This window comes from Brachybacterium sp. Marseille-Q7125 (assembly GCF_023062615.1).
Classification (GTDB): Bacteria; Actinomycetota; Actinomycetes; order Actinomycetales; family Dermabacteraceae; genus Brachybacterium.
Genome location: NZ_JALLAL010000005.1, coordinates 57531 through 74776, shown reverse-complemented (window position 1 = coordinate 74776; position 17246 = coordinate 57531). Strand labels below are relative to the sequence as shown.

The following is a 17246-nucleotide window of genomic DNA, read 5'->3' as shown; positions in this document are numbered from 1 at the left end:
GCGAGACTGGTCGGCGTGAGAATCGCATTCCTGGGAACCGGCCGTATGGGCACCGAGCTCGCGCTGCACCTGCTGGCTGATCATGAGCTGACCGTCTGGAACCGCACCACGGAGCGCATCGCGCGCCTCGCCGAGGCCGGGGCGCAGATCGCGTCCACGCCCGCGCAGGCGGTGGAGGGCGCCGAGGTGGTGGTCACCGCGCTGTTCGGCCCCGACGCGGTGCGGGAGACCGTGATCGAGCCCGGGCTGATCCCATCGGGCGTCACCTGGGTGGACACGACGACCGTCTCCCCGGCGGATGCCGATGAGTTCGCCGCTGCGGTCCCCACCTATGTGGGGGTGCCGGTGGTGGGCACCCTGGGCCCGGCCCGGCAGGGGAAGCTCAGCGTGTACGTCGGCACCGCCGATGCCGCGCGCCGCGAGGAGGTGCTCGAGCTCGTCGCACCGTGGGCGGATCCGGCGCGGCTGCGCGGCGTGGACTCCGGGCGTGCCGCCGCGACCGGGAAGCTGCTGGCGAACCTCGCGCTGGCGATCAGCGCGCAGGGGCTGCGGGAGGCGTTCGCCCTCGGGGCGGCCTGCGGGGTGGACGCGGAGGCGACCCTGGAGATGCTGGACTCGACGGGCCTGGCGTTCATCGCCGGGATGAAGGGGCCGTTCGTGCGGCGCGAGCGCAGCACCGAGGGCGGAGACTTCACCGCCGATGCCATCGCGAAGGACGCCCGGCTGATGATCGACACGGTGCAGGCGGCCGATGGGGACCGTCCCGGCTCCGACCTGCCGGCGCTGCGGGCGGCTCTGGCCTCCCTCGAGGCGGAGCAGGCGGCCGGCCACGGAGACCGGGACTTCTCGACGATCCTGGTGGAGGGCGCCGAACCGACGCAGGGCTGAGCTGATCAGCGCAGGTCCGCGAGCACTCCCCGGGCGGCCTGGCGGCCGGAGAACAGTGCGCCCCCCAGGAAGGTGCCCTCCAGGGCGCTGTGGCCGTGGACGCCGCCGCCGCCGAAGCCGCTGGCCTCCCCTGCCGCGTACAGGCCCGTGAGCACCTGCCCGCCCTCGCGCAGAGCCCGACCGGACAGATCCGTCTCGAGCCCCCCGAGGGTTTTGCGCAGCAGCACGTGCAGGCGCACGGCGATCAGCCCACCGGCGGAGGGATCCAGCAGGCGGTGCGGGGCGGCGGTGCGGATCAGACGGTCGCCGAGGTACTTCCGGGCTCCGCGCAGCGCGGTGATCTGCATGTCCTTGCTGAAGGAGTTGGTGATCTCCGCGTCGCGCGCCCGGATGGTGCGCTCGAGCGCCTCGGCGTCCACGAGGTCCTCCCCCACCAGGGCGTTCATCTGTGCGACGAGCTCGGGGACGGTGGCGGCCTGCAGGAAGTCCTCCCCGTGGTCCAGGAAGGCCTGCACGGGGCCGGGGGCGCCGGGCCGCACCCGCGCGAGGACCTGCTTCCAGTCCTTGCCGGTGAGGTCGGGGTTCTGCTCGGAGCCGGAGAGCGCGAACTCCTTGGCGATGATCTTCGGGGTGAGCACGAACCAGGAGTGGTCATGCCCGGTGGTGCGCAGGTGCCGCAGGGTGCTGGTGGTGTCGAAGCCCGGGTAGGCGGGGGCGGGCAGGCGGTTCCCGCGGGCATCCAGCCACAGTGAGGAGGGGCCGGGCAGGATGCGGATGCCGTGGCCGCGCCAGATCGGATCCCAGTTGCGCACGCCCTCGGTGTAGTGCCACATGCGGTCCTGGTGGATCCAGTGGGCACCAGCCCGCTGCGCGGCGAGCATGCCGGAGCCGTCCACGCTCTCGGGCACGCCGTGGACGATGTCGGTGGGCATGGTGCCGAGCTCCGCGGGCCACAGCTGGCGCACCAGCTCCTCGTTGCCGCCGATACCGCCGGTCGCGATCACGACGGCCGCCGCGCGCTCGCTGAACTCCCCGATGGTCTCCCGGGTGGAGCCGACGCCGCGGTCACCGTGATGGGGGGCGAGGATGCTGCCGCGCACGCCGACGACCGCATCGTCCTGGACCAGCAGGTCCTCGACGGCGTGGCGGTGGCGCACCTGGATCCGTCCGGCCTGCTGCTGCTCGGCCAGGCGGCGGGCGAAGGGCTCGACGATCCCGGGGCCGGTGCCCCAGGTGATGTGGAAGCGGGGCACGGAGTTGCCGTGGCCCTCGGCGCGGCCGTCGCCGCGCTCGGCCCAGCCCACCACGGGGAACAGGCGGTGGCCCAGGGAGCGCAGCCAGTCCCGCTTCTCGGTGGCGGCGAACTGCAGGTAGGCCTCGGCCCAGCGGCGCGGCCAGTGGTCCTCGGGGGAGTCGAAGGCGGCCGAGCCCAGCCAGTCCTGGCGGGCCAGCTCGAGGCTGTCGCGGATGCCCAGGCGGCGCTGCTCCGGGGAGTCGATGAGGAACAGCCCGCCGAAGCTCCACCAGGCCTGACCGCCCAGGTCCTGCTCGCCTTCACGCTCGAGCAGCAGGACCCGTCGGCCGGCGGCGGCGATCTCGGTGGCGGCGACCAGCCCGGCCAGTCCCGCGCCGACGACGATGACGTCGGCCTCATGCCCTGCTGCCCCGGCAGCCCCTGGGGCGGTCATCTGACCCGCACCCGGCGCACCCGCGAGAGGTGATCACTCGAGTTCGCCCCGGACATGGTGCGGCTCTTCTGGCGGTTGTTGGAACCGGTGCGTCGATCGCGCTGGCGCAGATTGCCGACCTTCACATCGGTCTCCTTCTCGAAGATGTGCCGCTTCTTGGTGTTGCGGTAGTAGCTGTAGATCCCGACATACACGGCGATGAAGGCCGCCGGGCCGGCCAGCAGCGGGAACATCACGCCGATGGTGCCGTCGTCGGATCCGGCCAGCAGCGGTGCCGTCACCGGATCCGCGGCACCGGAGGCCACAAGGGTCAGCAGCAGGTCCACAGCAGGCTCCTCACACAAACATTGCCAGCACACCGATCACCGCGGCGATCACGCCGACCACCGTGCCGACAGCGCAGGAGGCGGCGAAGATCTTCGGGTGCGAGGCGGGCACCGATCCCATGGTGGTGCCGGTGCGGCCGTTGACCGCGATGTAGTGCACCATATCGACCGTGCCCTGGCTGTTGCGCTGCCCGTAGCTGTACAGCCACACCGGCACCGCGACGGACACCCAGCGGGTGCCGCGCACCCCCACTCCCTCCTGCTCCCAGCGCACGCCGCGGTCGTAGCGGGAGATGGTGGGCAGGGCCTTGGCGCGGGCGATCGCCAGGAACTTCTCCTCCACCTGATCATCGACGTCCCGCACGTTGAGGTCGCGCCGCTCCGAGGTGAACCCCTTGAGGTAGTTGGGGTTGTAGACCACGGCGGCGTGCACGTCGTAGGGCTGGACGGCGTTGAGAACGTTGGTGGTGGCTCCCCGTGCGGCACCGGCGCTGTAGCGCTCGGAGGATTCGACGGTGAGGTCGTTGACGAGCATGTCGAAAGCCCGCTCCACGGCATAGACATCGGCGTCGTAGTAGGTCTCGCGCACGGTGCGGTCCCCGACCTTGCGGGAGACCGTGTACTGCCGGGTGGTGACCTCTCCCGTGCCCTGCACGACCGCGTGGAGGTTGCCGTCCACCACGAGGTAGGGGATGTACACACCCATGACGTTTTCGGGCACGAACTCGTTCTTGAACGCCCCGAGGGCGAAGGTGCGGCGCTTGCCGGCGAACTCCTCGATCCGCGCGATCGCCTCCTCGCGGGTGAGCTGGAAGGGCAGGACGGCATCGGGCACCGCTCCGTTGGGGATCTGCGAGTTCACCGAGAGGTGCTGGCGGCACCAATGGCAGCGGGCGTGCAGCTGCTCGTCGACGTTGATGACCACCTCGGCGCCGCAGCCCTGGCACTTCAGGGTCATCTGCGTGAGGTCATCGCGCACATCCTGCGTGCCGGAGGCCATGGTGTGGCCGCGCAGCTCCGCGATCGAGGAGTCCAGCCCGAACTCCGTCTCGAGCACCGGCTCGTTCCACGCACTCCGGCAGTGACCGCAGACAAGAGCCTTCTGCTGCAACGAATACGCGATGTCGGTGCCACCGCAGCTGGGGCAGCGGGCCAGGCCATCGGCACGCCCCGAGCTGGTGTCGATGATGCGGTCTCTGACCTCAGGCGCCGGCGGCTGCGGCTGCGCAGGCGGCGGCCCGGGCGCACCCGGATGCGGCCCACGCGGCGGCTGGCCTGCGGGATCCGGCTGATCCGGGTGCGCCCACGGCGGGCGCGGAGGTGGGGGGTTGCTCATCGGCGCTCAGGATACTCGCCGGTCACAGACCCAGGGCGGCCTTCTTCGCCGCCTCGTAGTCCTCCTCCGTGATGAGCCCCTGGTCCAGCATCTTCTTGTACTGGGCGAGCTTCGCCACGGGATCCTCGCCGCCGCCCTGCGGGGCGCCGCCCTGCTGTTCGGCGCCCGGCTGTGCACCGCCCTGCTGCGCACCCGGCTGGCCGGGCGGAGACCAGGGCTGCGCCGGCTGCACGAGGCCGCCGGCGGCATTCGCGCCCATGCCGAACATGGCCAGGCCTGCTCCTCCGCCACCGCTCTCCCCGGCGGCCTGCACGCCGCGGGCCACGGACTGGTTGAGGAAGGACTGTGAGCGGGCGCCGGAGAGGGCGTCGGCCTGCTGGACGTCCTTGAGCAGCGCGCGGGTGTTCTCGTCGTACTCGATGGAGACGATGGTGGTCTTCACGATCGCCAGGCCCCGGTCGGTGGACCAGCGGTAGTTCTCCTCCACCGCGGCGGAGAGGGCCTGGGCGAAGCCCACCGAGTCACCCTGGATGCGGGTGATGCGGTTGCCCTTGTCGGGATCGTTCGTGTAGCGGGAGAACGCCGCCGCGAGAGAGCCCACGACCTCCTGGAACAGCTGATCGCCGGCCACGTTGTCGGGGTCGGAGAAGTCGAACACGGGGGCGCCGGCGGAGATGAACGCCGCGGGCACGAAGTTGTGCACGAACAGCAGCGGGTCGATGATCCGCAGCGTGTAGGTGCCGCGGGTGACGGCGCCGACCTGGGAGTTGAGATAGGCGTCATCCCAGTAGATCTCCGACTGGGTGCCGAAGCGGTTGCCGGGGATCTCCTTGAGGTTCACGTAGAAGGCGAGCTGCTGGGAGGAGGGGCGGCCGCCGTACTTGAAGCGCTCCCAGGAGGTGCCGACGGTCGAGGCCAGCGGGTCATCGCCGGTGAACACGGAGCGGGAGTCCGGGGAGGAGTCGTTGAACTCGTAGCCGCCGGCCTCGGTGATCAGGCCCGTGGCGCGGCCGTCGACCACCGTGATCAGGCCGTAGCCCTGCGGCACGATGATCTTCGAGCCGTTGGTGATGACGTTCTCGGACCCGCGGGTGTTCGAGCCGCGCCCGGCGTTGGTGCCGCGCGGCACCGCCGGGAACAGTGCGGCGGTCTGCGGCAAACCGTCCGGGGCGGTCAGGAAGTCCCTCCACTGATCGGCGAGCATTCCGCCGAGTGCGCCCTTGAATGCCTGGATGAAACCCATGTCAGCTCCTTCTCCCCCACGTGGATGTGATCGGGGCCATCGTATCCGGTGCACGGACCCGCTCCGCAAAGAGTCCTGACAGAGTCCTGACATTGTGGTGCTACCCCGGTAGCATCACGGTATGAAGATCAGTGTGAGTCTCAGCGAACAGGATGTCGCGCTGTTGGATGAGGTCATCGCCCGGGAAGGGCTGGGCTCCCGGTCCGCGGGGATCCAGCGCGCGCTGCGTCTGCTCCAGCACCCCGAGCTCGAGCAGGACTACGCCGAGGCCTGGGATGAATGGACGGGCTCTGGCGAGGCCGATCTCTGGGATCAGACCTCGGCCGATGGGATCGATCGTGCGGCGCGGTGACATCCACCTGGTCGACCTCGAACCGGTCCAGAGTTCCGAGGCGAACCAGGTTCGGCCGGCCGTCATCGTGAGCAACGACCGGGCGAATGCGAGCGCGCTGCGTCATGGCCGCGGCGTGCTCACCGTCATCCCGCTCACCAGCAACGTCAGTCGCATCTACCCGTTTCAGGTGCTGCTGGAAGCGGCAGCGACCGGCACGGACCGCGACTCGAAGGCGCAGGCGGAACAGGTGCGATCGGTGGACGCCGGGCGGCTCGGTCCGCGCATCGGCCGCGTGCCCCCGCCGCTGATGGCGCAGATCGATGACGCCCTGCGCCTGCACCTGGATCTGTGAGACCCGCTGCGATCTGTGAGACCTGCCGCGCTCAGCCGGTAATCCCGTACTTCGCCAGGCGCTTCGTCTGGCCCGCGCCCTGCAGGGCGAGCAGCTCGGCGTAGATGCCGCCGGAGACGGCGAGCTCGGCGGGGCTGCCGATCTCATCGATCCGCCCGTCGTCGAGGGTGACGATGCGGTCCACGGAGGCAATCGTGGACAGCCGGTGGGCGATGATCAGCGAGGTCCGTCCCTCCATGAGCTCGTCCAGGCCCTTCTGCACCTGCCGTTCGGCCTTCGTGTCCAGGGCGGACGTGGCCTCATCGAGCACCAGCACGGGGGCGTCCTTGAGGATCGCGCGGGCCACCGCGATGCGCTGACGCTGCCCGCCGGAGAGCTTCAGCCCCCGCTCGCCGATCAGCTGGTCGTAGCCGTCGGGGAAGCGCTGGATGAACGCCTCCGCATTGGCGCGGCGGGCGGCCTCGCGCACCTCCTCATCGGTGGCGTCGGGGCGGGCGTAGGCGATGTTCTCGCGGATGGTGCCGGAGAACAGGGAGGCGTCCTGGAACACCACGCCGATGCGGGCGCGCAGCTCATCCAGCGGCACGTCGCTACTGGTGCGCCCCACCACCTCGACACTGCCCTCGCGTGGCTCGTACAGCCCCAGCAGCAGGTTCACGATCGTGGACTTGCCGCCGCCGGACTCGCCCACCAGCGCGATCTTCTCGCCGCGGCCGATCTCGAAGTCGATGTGGTGCAGCACGTCCTCGCCCTCGTCATAGGCGAAGGACACGTCGCGGAAGGCGACGACGGGCGCGCCGGGGACGGGTTCGATGCGCTCGGCCGGGGTGCCGTCGGCCTGGCGGGCCATGAGGGCGGCCACGCGCGGATCCACGGGAGTCTCCATCACGGCGAAGTAGTCCTTGGAGCCCGCGATCGCGCGCTGCGAGGAGTCGATCACCCAGCTCATCGACTCCACGGGGGCCTTGGCCATGTTCATCAGCTGCACCAGCAGCACCATCTCACCGAGGCTGAAGTGCCCCTGCACGGTGCGCACGAAGATGATCGCGTAGATCCCGAAGAAGACGAGGTTCAGCACCGCGCGGCGCAGCACATCCATGCCGTGCCAGTGCGTGGACTGGGCGCGCGTGGTGGCGTCGGTGGAGTGGAAGCGGCGCGAGAAGTCGGCCAGCTCGCCCTTCTCCCGCACGAAGGACTTCACCACGCGGATCTGCCCCACCACTTCGGCGAAGCGGCCCGAGGCGATGTCCACCTGTTCGTTCTTCTTCCCCTCCAGGCGCTGCCACTTCACGGAGGTCAGCGAGGTCAGCCACACGTAGACGGGGAAGATGATCAGCAGCAGCACCGCGAGCGGCCACGCGTACCAGGCGGAGATCGCGAGCACCGCGACGGTGGTGATGAGCATCGACGCGAAGGTGTTGGACATCATCTTCGCGACATTGGTGATCTCGGTGATCGAACGGTTCAGCCGCGCCACGATCGTGCCGGTGATCTCGGAGTCGAACCAGCGCTGCGGCAGATGCAGCAGCTTGTCGTAGTAGCGGACCGACAGGATGGTGCGCATCCGGTTGCTCATGACATCGCCGAACCAGCCGCCGACGTTGGAGATCACGGTCGCAGCGAGCTCCGCGGCCAGCACCGCCGCAGCCAGCCACAGCACCGTGCGCACCGCCTGCTCCGTGGGGGTGGAGCCGCCGACGGCGGAGGCGACGGTGTCGGTCGCCGAGCCGATCAGGAAGGGGACGGCCAGGTGAGTGGCGGCGCTCAGCAGGGAGCAGACGATGATGACCGCGTACAGCGGGGCCAGGGACCGCGTGAAGCGGACGATGCGCAGGAGCTGGGACACCCCTTCAGGGTAGGCCTCACTCGGAGCGTTGGCCCACGATGCCCAGCAGCACACCGAGGGTTGTGCGCTCTCCCTCACGGCGGCGCCGGTGATAGCCGCTCACCAGGGCGTAGGGCACAAGCATGATGAAGCCGACGGCGGATAGCAGCAGGATCGCCACCACCATCGAGCCGTCATCGGCGGCCCCGTCGGCCCCGGTGCGGGCCACCAGCAGAGCGGCGGCGATATTGCGCTGGGAGGTAAGGATCGCGGGGCCGTCGGGCACGGTGAGGGTCTGTCCGGCGAGATCTCCGGCCACGCGGCCGGCCACGAAGGCGAGCACCACGAGGCTCGCTGCGAGCAGCAGCACCGGGGACAGCAGCAGGTCCAGCACCAGGACGGTGTTCGCGCCGAAGCCGGAGAGGAACATGAGCACTGCAGAGAGCGCGGCCACACCTCCGGCGACCCGGGCGAGCAGGTCCGCGCGGGTGGGGGCGACGGCGGCGATCGCGATGCCCGCGAGCATCGGGGAGAGCATCGTGCCCAGCAGCAGGCGCGCCACCGCCCAGGCATCCACGTGCACGTCCTGCAGCAGGAACGGGACCACGAGCGGCATGAACAGGATCGAGCCCAGCAGCAGCACGGCCATCGGCCCGGCGGTCTCCGCGTAGGGGATGCGGGCCATCGCGCCCAGCTGCAGAACGAAGGGGGCGCCGGCCGCGCACAGCGTGATGATGAAACCCGACGAGGTGTGCTGGGGCAGATGGTCCGACAGCAGCCACACCACGAGGGTGCCCACGGCGGGGACCACCACGAAGTTCGCACCGAGCACCGCCAGGACGGTGCGGCGGTCGCGCAACTGGGCGCGGAAGGTGCGGCGCGGGGTGCGCAGACCCATCGACAGCATCGAGGCGATCGCGAAGGCGGGCACACTGATGTCGATCAGCGTGGCCAGGAATCGCTCGAGGGTGTGCACCGCTGCAGGGTACGCGCCCTGCCTCAGATCCAGCCGTTGTCCACGGCGGCACGGACCGCTTCGGCGCGGTTGGTCACACCGAGCTTCCCGATCGCGGCGGAGATGTGGTTGCGCACGGTGCCTTCGGAGAGGAACAGCCGCCCGGCGATCTGCGCGGTGCTGCCGCCGGCCGCAGCAGCCTGCAGCACCTCGGTCTCCTTGGCGGTCAGGGGGCTGGTGCCGACGGCGAGGGACTGGGCGGCGAGCTCGGGGTCGACGACCTTCAGCCCCTGGTGGACGCGGCGGATGCCGTCCACGAGGCGCTCGACGGGGGTGTCCTTGACCATGAAGCCGTGGGCGCCGGCCTCCATGGTGCGCCGCAGGTAGCCGGCGCGGCCGAAGGTGGTCAGCACGATGATGCGCGGCGCGCCGTCCGGACCGGCAGTGCTCTGCTGCAGGCGCTCGGCGACCTCGATCCCGTCGGCCGGTCCGTCCGGGGCGCCGGCGGGCATCTGCACATCCAGCAGCAGCACATCGGGCTGGTGCTCGGTGACGGCGGCGAGGGTCCCGGCGCCGTCGGAGGCCTCCCCCACCACCTCGAGATCGGGCTCGAGGTTCAGCAGGGCCACCAGGCCGGAGCGGAGGATCGCCTGGTCATCGGCGACCACGAGGCGGATCATGCGGCACCGACCCGGGCGGTGAGGGTGGTGCCGGTCTCCGCGGAGGTGACGGTGAGGCGGCCCCCGGCCATGGCGAGGCGGGCCTCGAGGCCGCGCAGCCCGGTGCGGGTGGCACCGGCGGGGATGCCCACGCCGTCGTCGGACACGGTAACGGTGTCCTCGGTGACGGTGATGGTGGCGCACGTGGCGCGGGAGTGGCGCACGATGTTGGTGACTCCTTCGCGGATGACGTAGCCGAACAGCTCGGCGACGTCGTCGGGCAGGGGCGGCAGGGCGGTGGGGACCGAAGCCTGGATGCCGACGGTGGCCAGCACGGTGCGGGCGGAGGCGATCTCGGTGGCGGCGCGCACGTGCTGCATACCGCTCGCGGTGGCGCGGACGTCGGCGAGGGCCTGGCGGGTGGTGGCCTCGATGTGCTCGAGCTGGGCTTTCGCCGCCTCGGGGTCGGTGTCCAGGAGGCGCCGGGCGAGCTGCGCGGAGATGGTCAGGGAGGTGAGGGAGTGGCCGACGAGGTCGTGCAGGTCCCGGCCGATGCGTTCACGCTCCGCGGCCACGGCGAGCACGGCGTTGCGGGCCTCAGCGGCCTCGAGCTGCTGCTGCAGCACCTCCTGGCGCACTCCGGTGCCTATCCCGGCGGCGAACAGCGCCGCCATGATCGCCAGTCCCGCCGCGATGTAGCGCTGCAGGATGATGGCGAGGAGCATCACCACCAGGCACATCACGAGCATGCTGGGCAGTCCCCAGCGCCACGGCAGCAGCAGCACGTGCGTCATGGCCTGGAACATCACCAGGTACAGCACGCCCGAGCCGAGCAGCGGGATGAGGGCCAGCAGCAGCGCGGTGCCCAGGGCGAACCAGATCAGCCGGACCCTCAGCGGATACAGGGCGATGCCGCAGACGGCGAGGAACACTGCTGAATAGATCAGCAGGATCACGGAGGCGAGGGTCGCGCGCAGGGGCCCGAGCCCGAGCCAGGACGTGACGATCGCCAGCAGCACGAACACCAGCGGCGGGGCGGAGAACGGCAGGCCGCCGGATTGCCGCATCGCCCGCCAGATGCCGCGCGGGGTGAGCGGGCGCGCGGCGGCCTCTTCCTCGCCGCCGCGCGCCCAGCTGCCCCAGGGGGAGTCCGTGCTCATGGGGGTCATTGTGTCAGCGGCGCTTCAGGCCCACGGCGTAGCGCATTCCGACGGCGCAGATCCCCGCGAAGACGACGCTCCAGATGCCGATGACCAGCAGGCCCGTGGTGGGGAACTCCCCGCCCAGCAGTGCCCATTCCCCCAGCCGCGCGATCCAGTAGGTGGGCAGAGCCTCCCCGAGGTCCTGCATCCAGGAGGGGAACATCTCCAGCGGCAGCCAGAGCCCCCCGAAGATCGCCATCGCCATCATGGTGACGACGCCGCCGGCGCTCGCGGCACCGCCCGTCAGCACCATGCCGAGTGCGACGCCGATCAGGACGGTGGGCATAAGGCCCAGCCAGACCACCGCGAGGACGGTCACGAACTGCGTGGGGCTCGCCTCGACCCCGGTGGCCAGGCCGATGAGACCCACGAAGAGGAGGGCGGGGAGGATGACGACGCTCGCGGCGGTGATCGAGCCGATGAGGAAGGAACGTGGGGACAGGCCCGCGACGATCAGCTGACGCAGGAAGCCGGTGCGCTGGTCCTCCTGGATCTGCACGCCGGCGTTCACGGCGGCGCCGAGCCCGCCGTAAGCGGCCATGTTCACCATCATGAGCCCCCGTGCGGCCCCGTCGGCCTCGTCTCCGAACATGGTGGAGAACAGCAAATACATGCCCACCGGTAGCGCGATCGTGAAGACCATGAACATGACGTTGGTGACGGTCATGCGGGTGGAGTGCAGGGCGTAGCGGGCGGTGCGCACCGCCGGGGACAGGGCAGCGGACGTCGGGGCGGGCGTGGCTGAGGCTGCAAAGGTGGTCATCACAGGGCTCCTTCGAGCTCGGGGGTGGTCTGGTAGGCGGTGAGGGTGAGGAAGGCTTCCTCGAGGCCGGGGGCGGTGACCAGCACGTCGTGCACGGTCTCGGCGTGCTCCCCGGTGAACAGGGCGCGCAGGGTCACATCGGCGTCGGTGCTGAGGGCCCGCTGGCGGGTGGGGTCGGTGTCATCGGCGCCGACGGTGGTGACGCCCGGCAGGGCGGCGATCTGCTCGGCGGTGAGGCCGCGCAGCGTGATGGCCCGTCCGCCCACGCGGGCGGACACGTCGGCGGCGGACCCGTCGGCGACGACGCGACCGCGGTCCAGGACCACGACGCGCTGGGCCTCCCGTTCGGCCTCCTCGAGGTGGTGGGTGGCGAAGACGATGGTGCGGCCGGTCGCGGCGACCTCCCGCATCCGGTCCCAGAAGGCGTGGCGGGCGCTGACGTCCATGCCGACGGTGGGCTCATCCAGCAGCAGCACCTGCGCGTCCCCCAGCAGGGCGATCGCGAAACGTACCCGTTGGGCCTGGCCGCCGGAGAGGGTGCCGATGCGGCGGCGCATGAGGTCGGCGATATCGGCCTGCTCGATGACCTGCTCCAGCGGGGCGGGGCGGGCCTGCAGGGCGTGGAGCATCGCGAGCATGGAGCGCACGGTCTGGTCCGGCAGCAGCGCCCCGGACTGCAGCATGGAGCTGATCAGGCCGCTGCGCACCGCGGTGGTGGGGTCGGTGCCGAGGACCTGGACCTCGCCGGAATCGGGCTGGGTGAGGCCCACCATCATCTCCATGGCGGTGGTTTTCCCGGCGCCGTTGGGGCCCAGCAGCGCGAGGATCTGCCCGCGCGGGACCTCGAGGTGGAGGTCGTCGAGGGCGCGGATGGTCCCGTAGGTCTTGGTGACGGCGGTGAGGTGGAGGGCGGGCTGTGCGTTCATGCCTCCAGGGTTCTGCGGCGGGGCGGCGCGGCGAAGTCCCGACGATCATGTCCGCCCCATGACAGGCGTCATGGCAGCGGGGTGTTCCCCGGCTACGCTGGCGCGATGCTGATCCGTGAGGTGCGTCTGGGGCGCGGGGCCGACGTGGTGGACGTGCGGATCCGTGACGGGCTCATCGCGCAGATCGGCCCGGGGCTGGCGCGTGCGGGTGACGAGGTGCTCGCCGGCGGCGGCGCGTTCATGATCCCGGGGCTGTGGGATCAGCACGTGCATACCGGGCAGCTCGCGCAGTCCCACGCTCGTCTGGACACCACCGGGGTGGTCTCGCTCGCGGAGCTGCTGGACCAGGTGCGCACGGAGCTCGCGGCCCGCGGGGAGGCTGACGGACGGGCGCTTGTGGGCTTCGGGCATCGGCTGCTGGATCTGGGGGCAGAGCCCACGGTGGCGCTGCTGGATGCGGCGACCGGTGCGGTCCCGACGGTGCTGATCGGCGGGGATGCGCATCATGCGTGGCTGAACAGTGCGGCGCTCGCAGCGCTGGCGCTGCCACCGCGACGCGGCATCCTCGCGGAGGACGAGTGGTTCGCGGTCACCTCGCGCCTGCCGGAGCTGCCGGGCGTGGCGGAGGACGTGCAGGTGGGAATGGCGATGCTGCAGGAGCAGGCGCTCGCCCGCGGGGTGGTGGGCCTGGTGGACATGGAGTGGGGGGTGCCGTTCGAGCAGTGGCCGCGGCGCGAGACGCGGATGCGGGTGCGCACCGCGGTGTACCCCGATCACATCGAGTCCGCGCCCGGCCCGACGGGCACCGTGCTGGATGCGGCGGGTCTGGTGACGATGGGTCCGCTGAAGGTGATCGCCGATGGGGCGCTGGGCTCCCATTCGGCGTACACGCGCGAGCCGTACTCCGATGGGCACCGCTGGCAGGGGCGCGGGGTGCTGTCGGTGCCGCCGCCGCATCTGCGCGAGGCGCTGCAGCGGGCGAAGCAGCTCGGGCTCACGGCGGCGGTGCATGCGATCGGGGATGCGGCCGCGCAGGTGGTGCTCGATGCGGTGGAGGCGGTGGGGATCACCGCGCGGATCGAGCATGCGCAGATGCTGACCGATGAGGATGTAGCGCGGATGGCGGCGCTCGGGGTGACGGCCTCGGTGCAGCCGGCGCATCTGCTCGATGACCGGGATGTGACCGAGGAGATCTGGCCGGGCCGCGGCGAGCAGGCCTACCGGCTGCGGGATCTGCTGAGCGCCGGGGCGCCGGTGGTGATGGGCTCCGATGCACCAGTGGTGCCGCTGGATCCGTGGCTGGCGATGGCGGCGGCGGTGCACCGCAGCGCCGATACGCGGCCTGGCTGGTACCCGGCCCAGCAGCTGCAGCCGGGCGAGGCGCTCGCCGCCTCGACGGACGGGGTGCAGAGCCTCAGCGCCGGCGGGCTCGGGGATGTGGTGCTGCTGGAGGACTGGCCCTTCGACCCGGTGCCGACGGGAGCCGATGGGCTGATGGACGATGCGGCGGCGCGGGAGGCCGCGGCGCGGCTGCGCGAGGTGCGGGTGCTTGCGACCGTCGTGGCCGCGAGGCTTGCGGCGCAGGCGTGATCAGGAGTTCGCGGCCAGGATCTGGTCCTTCGCGCCGGTGATGCGGTAGCCGAGCGGGGCTAGCTGTTGTTGGCCATGACGATGCCATCGGAGCTGGCCACCACGGATTTCGGGCTGATGTCACCGGTGATGCGTGCGAGCGGCACCATGCGGGTCTCTCGCGAGGTCGGCTCCGGGGCCCCGGATTCGTCGGTGTCGGCGAGGTTCTCGGTGTTCCGGCCAGCGGCCGAGATCGCTGCGGGCGGCTGCTGATCCTGATCGCTGAGGCTGGTGGTGGTGCCCAGCACGATGCCAGCGGCGACCAGCAGCACGGCGGATCCGCTGGCGAGGAGGGCACGGCGGCGCGCCTGACGGCGGCGCTGCAGGGCGATCCTCCGGCCAGTCGTCCGCACCTGTTCCCCCAAGTCCCTGTCGTGATACGTGTCGATAAAACTACCGGTCGACGCTTCCTCAGCGGCGCTGGCGCTCCGGGCAGCCCACGGCACGTCCTGTATCAGAGGCGTCGGCGCCGCCAGGGCCACCAGCGCCGACGGGGCGCGGGCGGCGCGCTCTCATCCGTCGGCCCCGGCTGCGGACCGTGGGGCGCGGACTCGGCGACCCGGGCAGCGCGCAGAGCACGCCACTGGTCGACCGCGTCCTGCTCATCCCACGCCGGTGCGATGAGGCTCTGGAACGGGTGCTCGCGCCGGTCCTCGTGGACCCGACGGGTGTAGTCCGCGGCGTACTCCCGCACGGACCGCTCATCGCGCAGCTCGATCAGGGTCTCGGCGCGACGCTCATGCTCGCGGCGCAGCAGCACCACCACGGGCAGCAGGCCTTCGACGTCGATCTCGCCGGAGGCGATGCGCTGCTTGATCCACCAGTCGGGGTCGTGGTGGTCCGGCAGATTCAGCGGCTTGCCAGCGTAGGGGTTCTCGCTCATGTCTCCATGGTGTCGTGGGCCACGGCGCCCTGGTACGCGATCTCCCGGTGCGCGATCTCGTAGCCCAGCTGCTCGTTGATCGCGATCATCCATGGGTTCACGTGGGAGTTCCAGGTGGCGAGCGCCTGCAGGTCCGGGGCGGTGCGGGCGAGCTCGCGATGCACCGCGACCTTGAGGGCGAGCCCCAGGCGGTGCCCGCGATGATCGGGCATGACCAGGGTGTTCTCCTGCCAGCCGATGGTCGTGCCGGGCGTGGTCTGGACGTCGATGACGCTGTTGCCGACCATGGTGCCGTCCGGGGCGATCGCCACCGCGATGATCTCGCGAGTGCCGCGCTCGCGTCGACGCCGCTCCTGGTCGCGGATCCGCTCGGGGGTGTAGTCCGCCGCCTCGAACTCGAAGTCCTCATCGGGGTCGTCGAGATCGAGCTGACGCAGCAGCACCCCGTAGGCCGCAAGGTGCTCTTCGGGGACCTCGTCGTCCCAGACCTCGATGCGGTATTCGCCCTGCTTCTCGCGGGCGCTGCACTCGAGACGGTCCAGCAGATCGTCGGCGAGCGGCAGGGCGAGGGTGCGGCAGATCGCGATGTTCTTGCGCTCGATGCCGAGGCGGGCGGCGAGTCGGTTCGCGGGCAGTGCGGGGTCGTCGGCGTCCCCGTCGGCCGGGATCTCACCGAAGCTGCCCACCCGGGTGCGCCCGGATTCCCGCACCGCCGGGATCACCGCCTGCTCGAGCAGCGCGGTCCCGATGCCGTGGCCGCGGAACGCGGGATGCACGCCGAGCCCCACGTACACGTCCTCGAGATTCTCCTTGAGCGGCACCTCCACCGACGCGATGCCGACGATGCTCTGCCCGCCCTCGATCGTCTCCGCGACCGCCACGAAGCGCCGGGCCCGGAAGTACTCCGAGGGGCTCAGCCGCGCGCGCCGCTGATCGACGGTGAGCACCTCGCGCCCGCCGAAGGCGTCCTCGTCGCAGGCCTCGTCGAGGGCGTTGATCTGCTCGAGCTCGAGGTCGGAGCTGGGGTCCAGGGGACGGATCGTCACGTGCATGCCGGCAGTGAATCACGTCGGCGGCGGGGAGCGCCACGGGTTTTGTGCGGGTGCTTGACCTTCCCCCTGGGACAATCCCGAGCGTGGTCGGTGCCGGGATCGACCCGGCGCCCGGGAGCCCGGGCGAGAGGGACGGAGGACGTCGTGGACCGTGCTGAGCTGAGCATCGGAGAGCTGGCCGCGCGCAGCGGGCTCAGCCCGAAGGCGCTGCGCCTGTATGACGAGTCGGAGCTGCTGGTGCCGCAGCGTGTGGACGCGTTCACGGGGTACCGCTACTACGGCGACGAGCAGGTGGCGCGGGCGCGGCTGATCGCGGCGCTGCGCGGCGTGGGGATGGGCCTTTCCCGGATCCGCGTGCTGTGCGACCTCCACCCGTCGGCCGCCGCTGCGGAGCTGCGCTCCTGGTGGAGGCAGGAGGAGGCGGACCTCCTTTCACGCGCCGAATCGGTGCATGCTCTCGTCCGCGATCTCGGGGAGACGTCCGAGGAGGACATTGTGACCGCATCATCCACCACTGTCCGCACCGCCCAGGCACTGCGCCAGGGCAACCGCGGAGTACAGCAGGACGCCGCGCTGGTCCGGCTACTGCCCGGCGGGCGCACTCTGCTCGGTGTGGCCGACGGGTTCCGCGGCGCCGGAGACCTGGCGCAGCACGTGCTCGCCGCCATCGCTGGCGCTCTCGACCGGGGTCGGAACCTCGAGGAGGCCTGGCGGGCGGCCGAGGATCTCATCCCGCACAGCAGCCCGGCGGGCACCACCTTGACCCTCGCTCTGCTCGACGGTGACCGTCTCGAGGTGTCCCATATCGGGGACTCCCGGGTGATCCTGGTCCGGGGCGGGCGCATCGCGTCGCTCACCCACGATCACACGCATGTGCGCTCCCTGGTTGAGGCCGGCCGGCTCTCCCCCGAGGAGGCCGCGACCCATCCCGATGCGCGAGTGCTCAACCGAGCTCTCGTGGCCGGGGCTCCGTCGGCCCCGGACCTACTGCAACGCCGGCTCGAACCGGGCGATCTGCTGGTGTTGGCGACGGACGGCCTGCATGTGCCTGTCTCCGCGGCAGACCTCGCAGAGCTGCTCACAGAAGGGCCGTCGGACCCGCAGGAGCTCGCGGATCAGCTCCTGGACCTCGCCTCTGCTGCGGGCGGGGAGGATGACGTCGCGGTCGCGCTCGCGCGGGTGTGA

At 71.1% G+C, this 17246-nt stretch carries 18 protein-coding genes; 5 read left to right on the top strand and 13 right to left on the bottom strand.

What is annotated here, in order from left to right:
- Positions 1 to 15: 15 nt before the first annotated feature.
- Positions 16 to 888 carry an NAD(P)-dependent oxidoreductase gene (locus MU407_RS02730; RefSeq protein WP_246955115.1) on the top strand — a complete coding sequence of 291 codons (873 nt, stop codon included), beginning with the start codon at positions 16 to 18 and terminating at the stop codon, positions 886 to 888.
- Between the two features lie 5 nt (positions 889 to 893).
- Here MU407_RS02730 and MU407_RS02725 read toward each other — a convergent pair whose 3' ends face one another.
- The 4 genes from MU407_RS02725 to MU407_RS02710 all read right to left on the bottom strand — a co-directional run bounded on the left by MU407_RS02725 (position 894) and on the right by MU407_RS02710 (position 5481).
- Positions 894 to 2576, bottom strand: coding sequence for an FAD-binding dehydrogenase (locus MU407_RS02725; RefSeq protein ID WP_246955112.1), 1683 nt, complete (start codon positions 2574 to 2576; stop codon positions 894 to 896).
- Positions 2573 to 2902, bottom strand: coding sequence for a hypothetical protein (locus tag MU407_RS02720; RefSeq protein ID WP_233190866.1), 330 nt, complete (start codon positions 2900 to 2902; stop codon positions 2573 to 2575). Before MU407_RS02720 ends, MU407_RS02725 begins: the two co-directional genes overlap by 4 nt.
- A 10-nt stretch (positions 2903 to 2912) precedes the next feature.
- Positions 2913 to 3959 carry a TFIIB-type zinc ribbon-containing protein gene (locus MU407_RS02715; protein WP_246955109.1) on the bottom strand — a complete coding sequence of 349 codons (1047 nt, stop codon included), beginning with the start codon at positions 3957 to 3959 and terminating at the stop codon, positions 2913 to 2915.
- Between the two features lie 301 nt (positions 3960 to 4260).
- Positions 4261 to 5481: an SPFH domain-containing protein gene (locus MU407_RS02710; protein WP_246955107.1), complete on the bottom strand. Its 1221-nt coding sequence runs from the start codon at positions 5479 to 5481 to the stop codon at positions 4261 to 4263.
- A gap of 121 nt (positions 5482 to 5602) precedes the next feature.
- On the opposite strand from MU407_RS02710, the gene MU407_RS02705 reads away from it, so the two are divergent.
- Positions 5603 to 5833, top strand: coding sequence for a ribbon-helix-helix domain-containing protein (locus MU407_RS02705; RefSeq protein ID WP_102236773.1), 231 nt, complete (start codon positions 5603 to 5605; stop codon positions 5831 to 5833).
- Positions 5808 to 6167, top strand: coding sequence for a type II toxin-antitoxin system PemK/MazF family toxin (locus MU407_RS02700; RefSeq protein ID WP_281507556.1), 360 nt, complete (start codon positions 5808 to 5810; stop codon positions 6165 to 6167). The genes MU407_RS02705 and MU407_RS02700 overlap by 26 nt, the downstream gene beginning before the upstream one ends.
- Before the next feature lie 31 nt (positions 6168 to 6198).
- Here the strand turns inward: MU407_RS02700 and MU407_RS02695 are convergent, their stop codons facing one another.
- From MU407_RS02695 to MU407_RS02670, 6 genes are read right to left on the bottom strand one after another with little or no spacing between them, the layout of a single operon-like run.
- On the bottom strand, positions 6199 to 8013 hold the full coding sequence (locus tag MU407_RS02695; protein WP_246955106.1) for an ABC transporter ATP-binding protein: 1815 nt from the start codon (positions 8011 to 8013) through the stop codon (positions 6199 to 6201).
- Between the two features lie 16 nt (positions 8014 to 8029).
- A complete protein-coding gene (locus MU407_RS02690; RefSeq protein WP_102236770.1) occupies positions 8030 to 8968 on the bottom strand; it encodes a Na+-dependent transporter in 939 nt (312 codons plus the stop codon).
- 23 nt (positions 8969 to 8991) lie between these two features.
- Entirely contained in the window at positions 8992 to 9627 is a 636-nt protein-coding gene (locus MU407_RS02685; protein ID WP_102236769.1) for a response regulator transcription factor, read from the bottom strand.
- On the bottom strand, positions 9624 to 10766 hold the full coding sequence (locus tag MU407_RS14305; protein ID WP_281507555.1) for a sensor histidine kinase: 1143 nt from the start codon (positions 10764 to 10766) through the stop codon (positions 9624 to 9626). Before MU407_RS14305 ends, MU407_RS02685 begins: the two co-directional genes overlap by 4 nt.
- A 13-nt stretch (positions 10767 to 10779) precedes the next feature.
- Positions 10780 to 11571, bottom strand: coding sequence for an ABC transporter permease (locus MU407_RS02675; RefSeq protein ID WP_246955103.1), 792 nt, complete (start codon positions 11569 to 11571; stop codon positions 10780 to 10782).
- On the bottom strand, positions 11571 to 12497 hold the full coding sequence (locus MU407_RS02670) for an ABC transporter ATP-binding protein (RefSeq protein ID WP_246955101.1): 927 nt from the start codon (positions 12495 to 12497) through the stop codon (positions 11571 to 11573). Before MU407_RS02670 ends, MU407_RS02675 begins: the two co-directional genes overlap by 1 nt.
- A gap of 105 nt (positions 12498 to 12602) precedes the next feature.
- Here MU407_RS02670 and MU407_RS02665 point away from each other — a divergent pair, with 105 nt between their 5' ends.
- The gene (locus tag MU407_RS02665; RefSeq protein WP_246955099.1) at positions 12603 to 14087 is read left to right on the top strand and encodes an amidohydrolase family protein; all 1485 of its coding nucleotides are present in this window, start codon (positions 12603 to 12605) and stop codon (positions 14085 to 14087) included.
- Positions 14088 to 14146: 59 nt separating this feature from the next.
- Here the strand turns inward: MU407_RS02665 and MU407_RS02660 are convergent, their stop codons facing one another.
- From MU407_RS02660 to MU407_RS02650, 3 genes are all read right to left on the bottom strand, one after another.
- Complete coding sequence (locus MU407_RS02660) at positions 14147 to 14479, bottom strand: hypothetical protein (protein WP_146007759.1); 333 nt, start codon at positions 14477 to 14479, stop codon at positions 14147 to 14149.
- Between the two features lie 101 nt (positions 14480 to 14580).
- Positions 14581 to 15009: a DnaJ family domain-containing protein gene (locus tag MU407_RS02655; RefSeq protein ID WP_233190862.1), complete on the bottom strand. Its 429-nt coding sequence runs from the start codon at positions 15007 to 15009 to the stop codon at positions 14581 to 14583.
- Positions 15006 to 16061 carry a GNAT family N-acetyltransferase gene (locus tag MU407_RS02650; RefSeq protein ID WP_102236763.1) on the bottom strand — a complete coding sequence of 352 codons (1056 nt, stop codon included), beginning with the start codon at positions 16059 to 16061 and terminating at the stop codon, positions 15006 to 15008. The genes MU407_RS02655 and MU407_RS02650 overlap by 4 nt, the downstream gene beginning before the upstream one ends.
- A 144-nt stretch (positions 16062 to 16205) precedes the next feature.
- On the opposite strand from MU407_RS02650, the gene MU407_RS02645 reads away from it, so the two are divergent.
- Positions 16206 to 17246 (top strand): MerR family transcriptional regulator, encoded by a 1041-nt coding sequence (locus MU407_RS02645; protein ID WP_246955096.1) that lies wholly within the window; start codon positions 16206 to 16208, stop codon positions 17244 to 17246.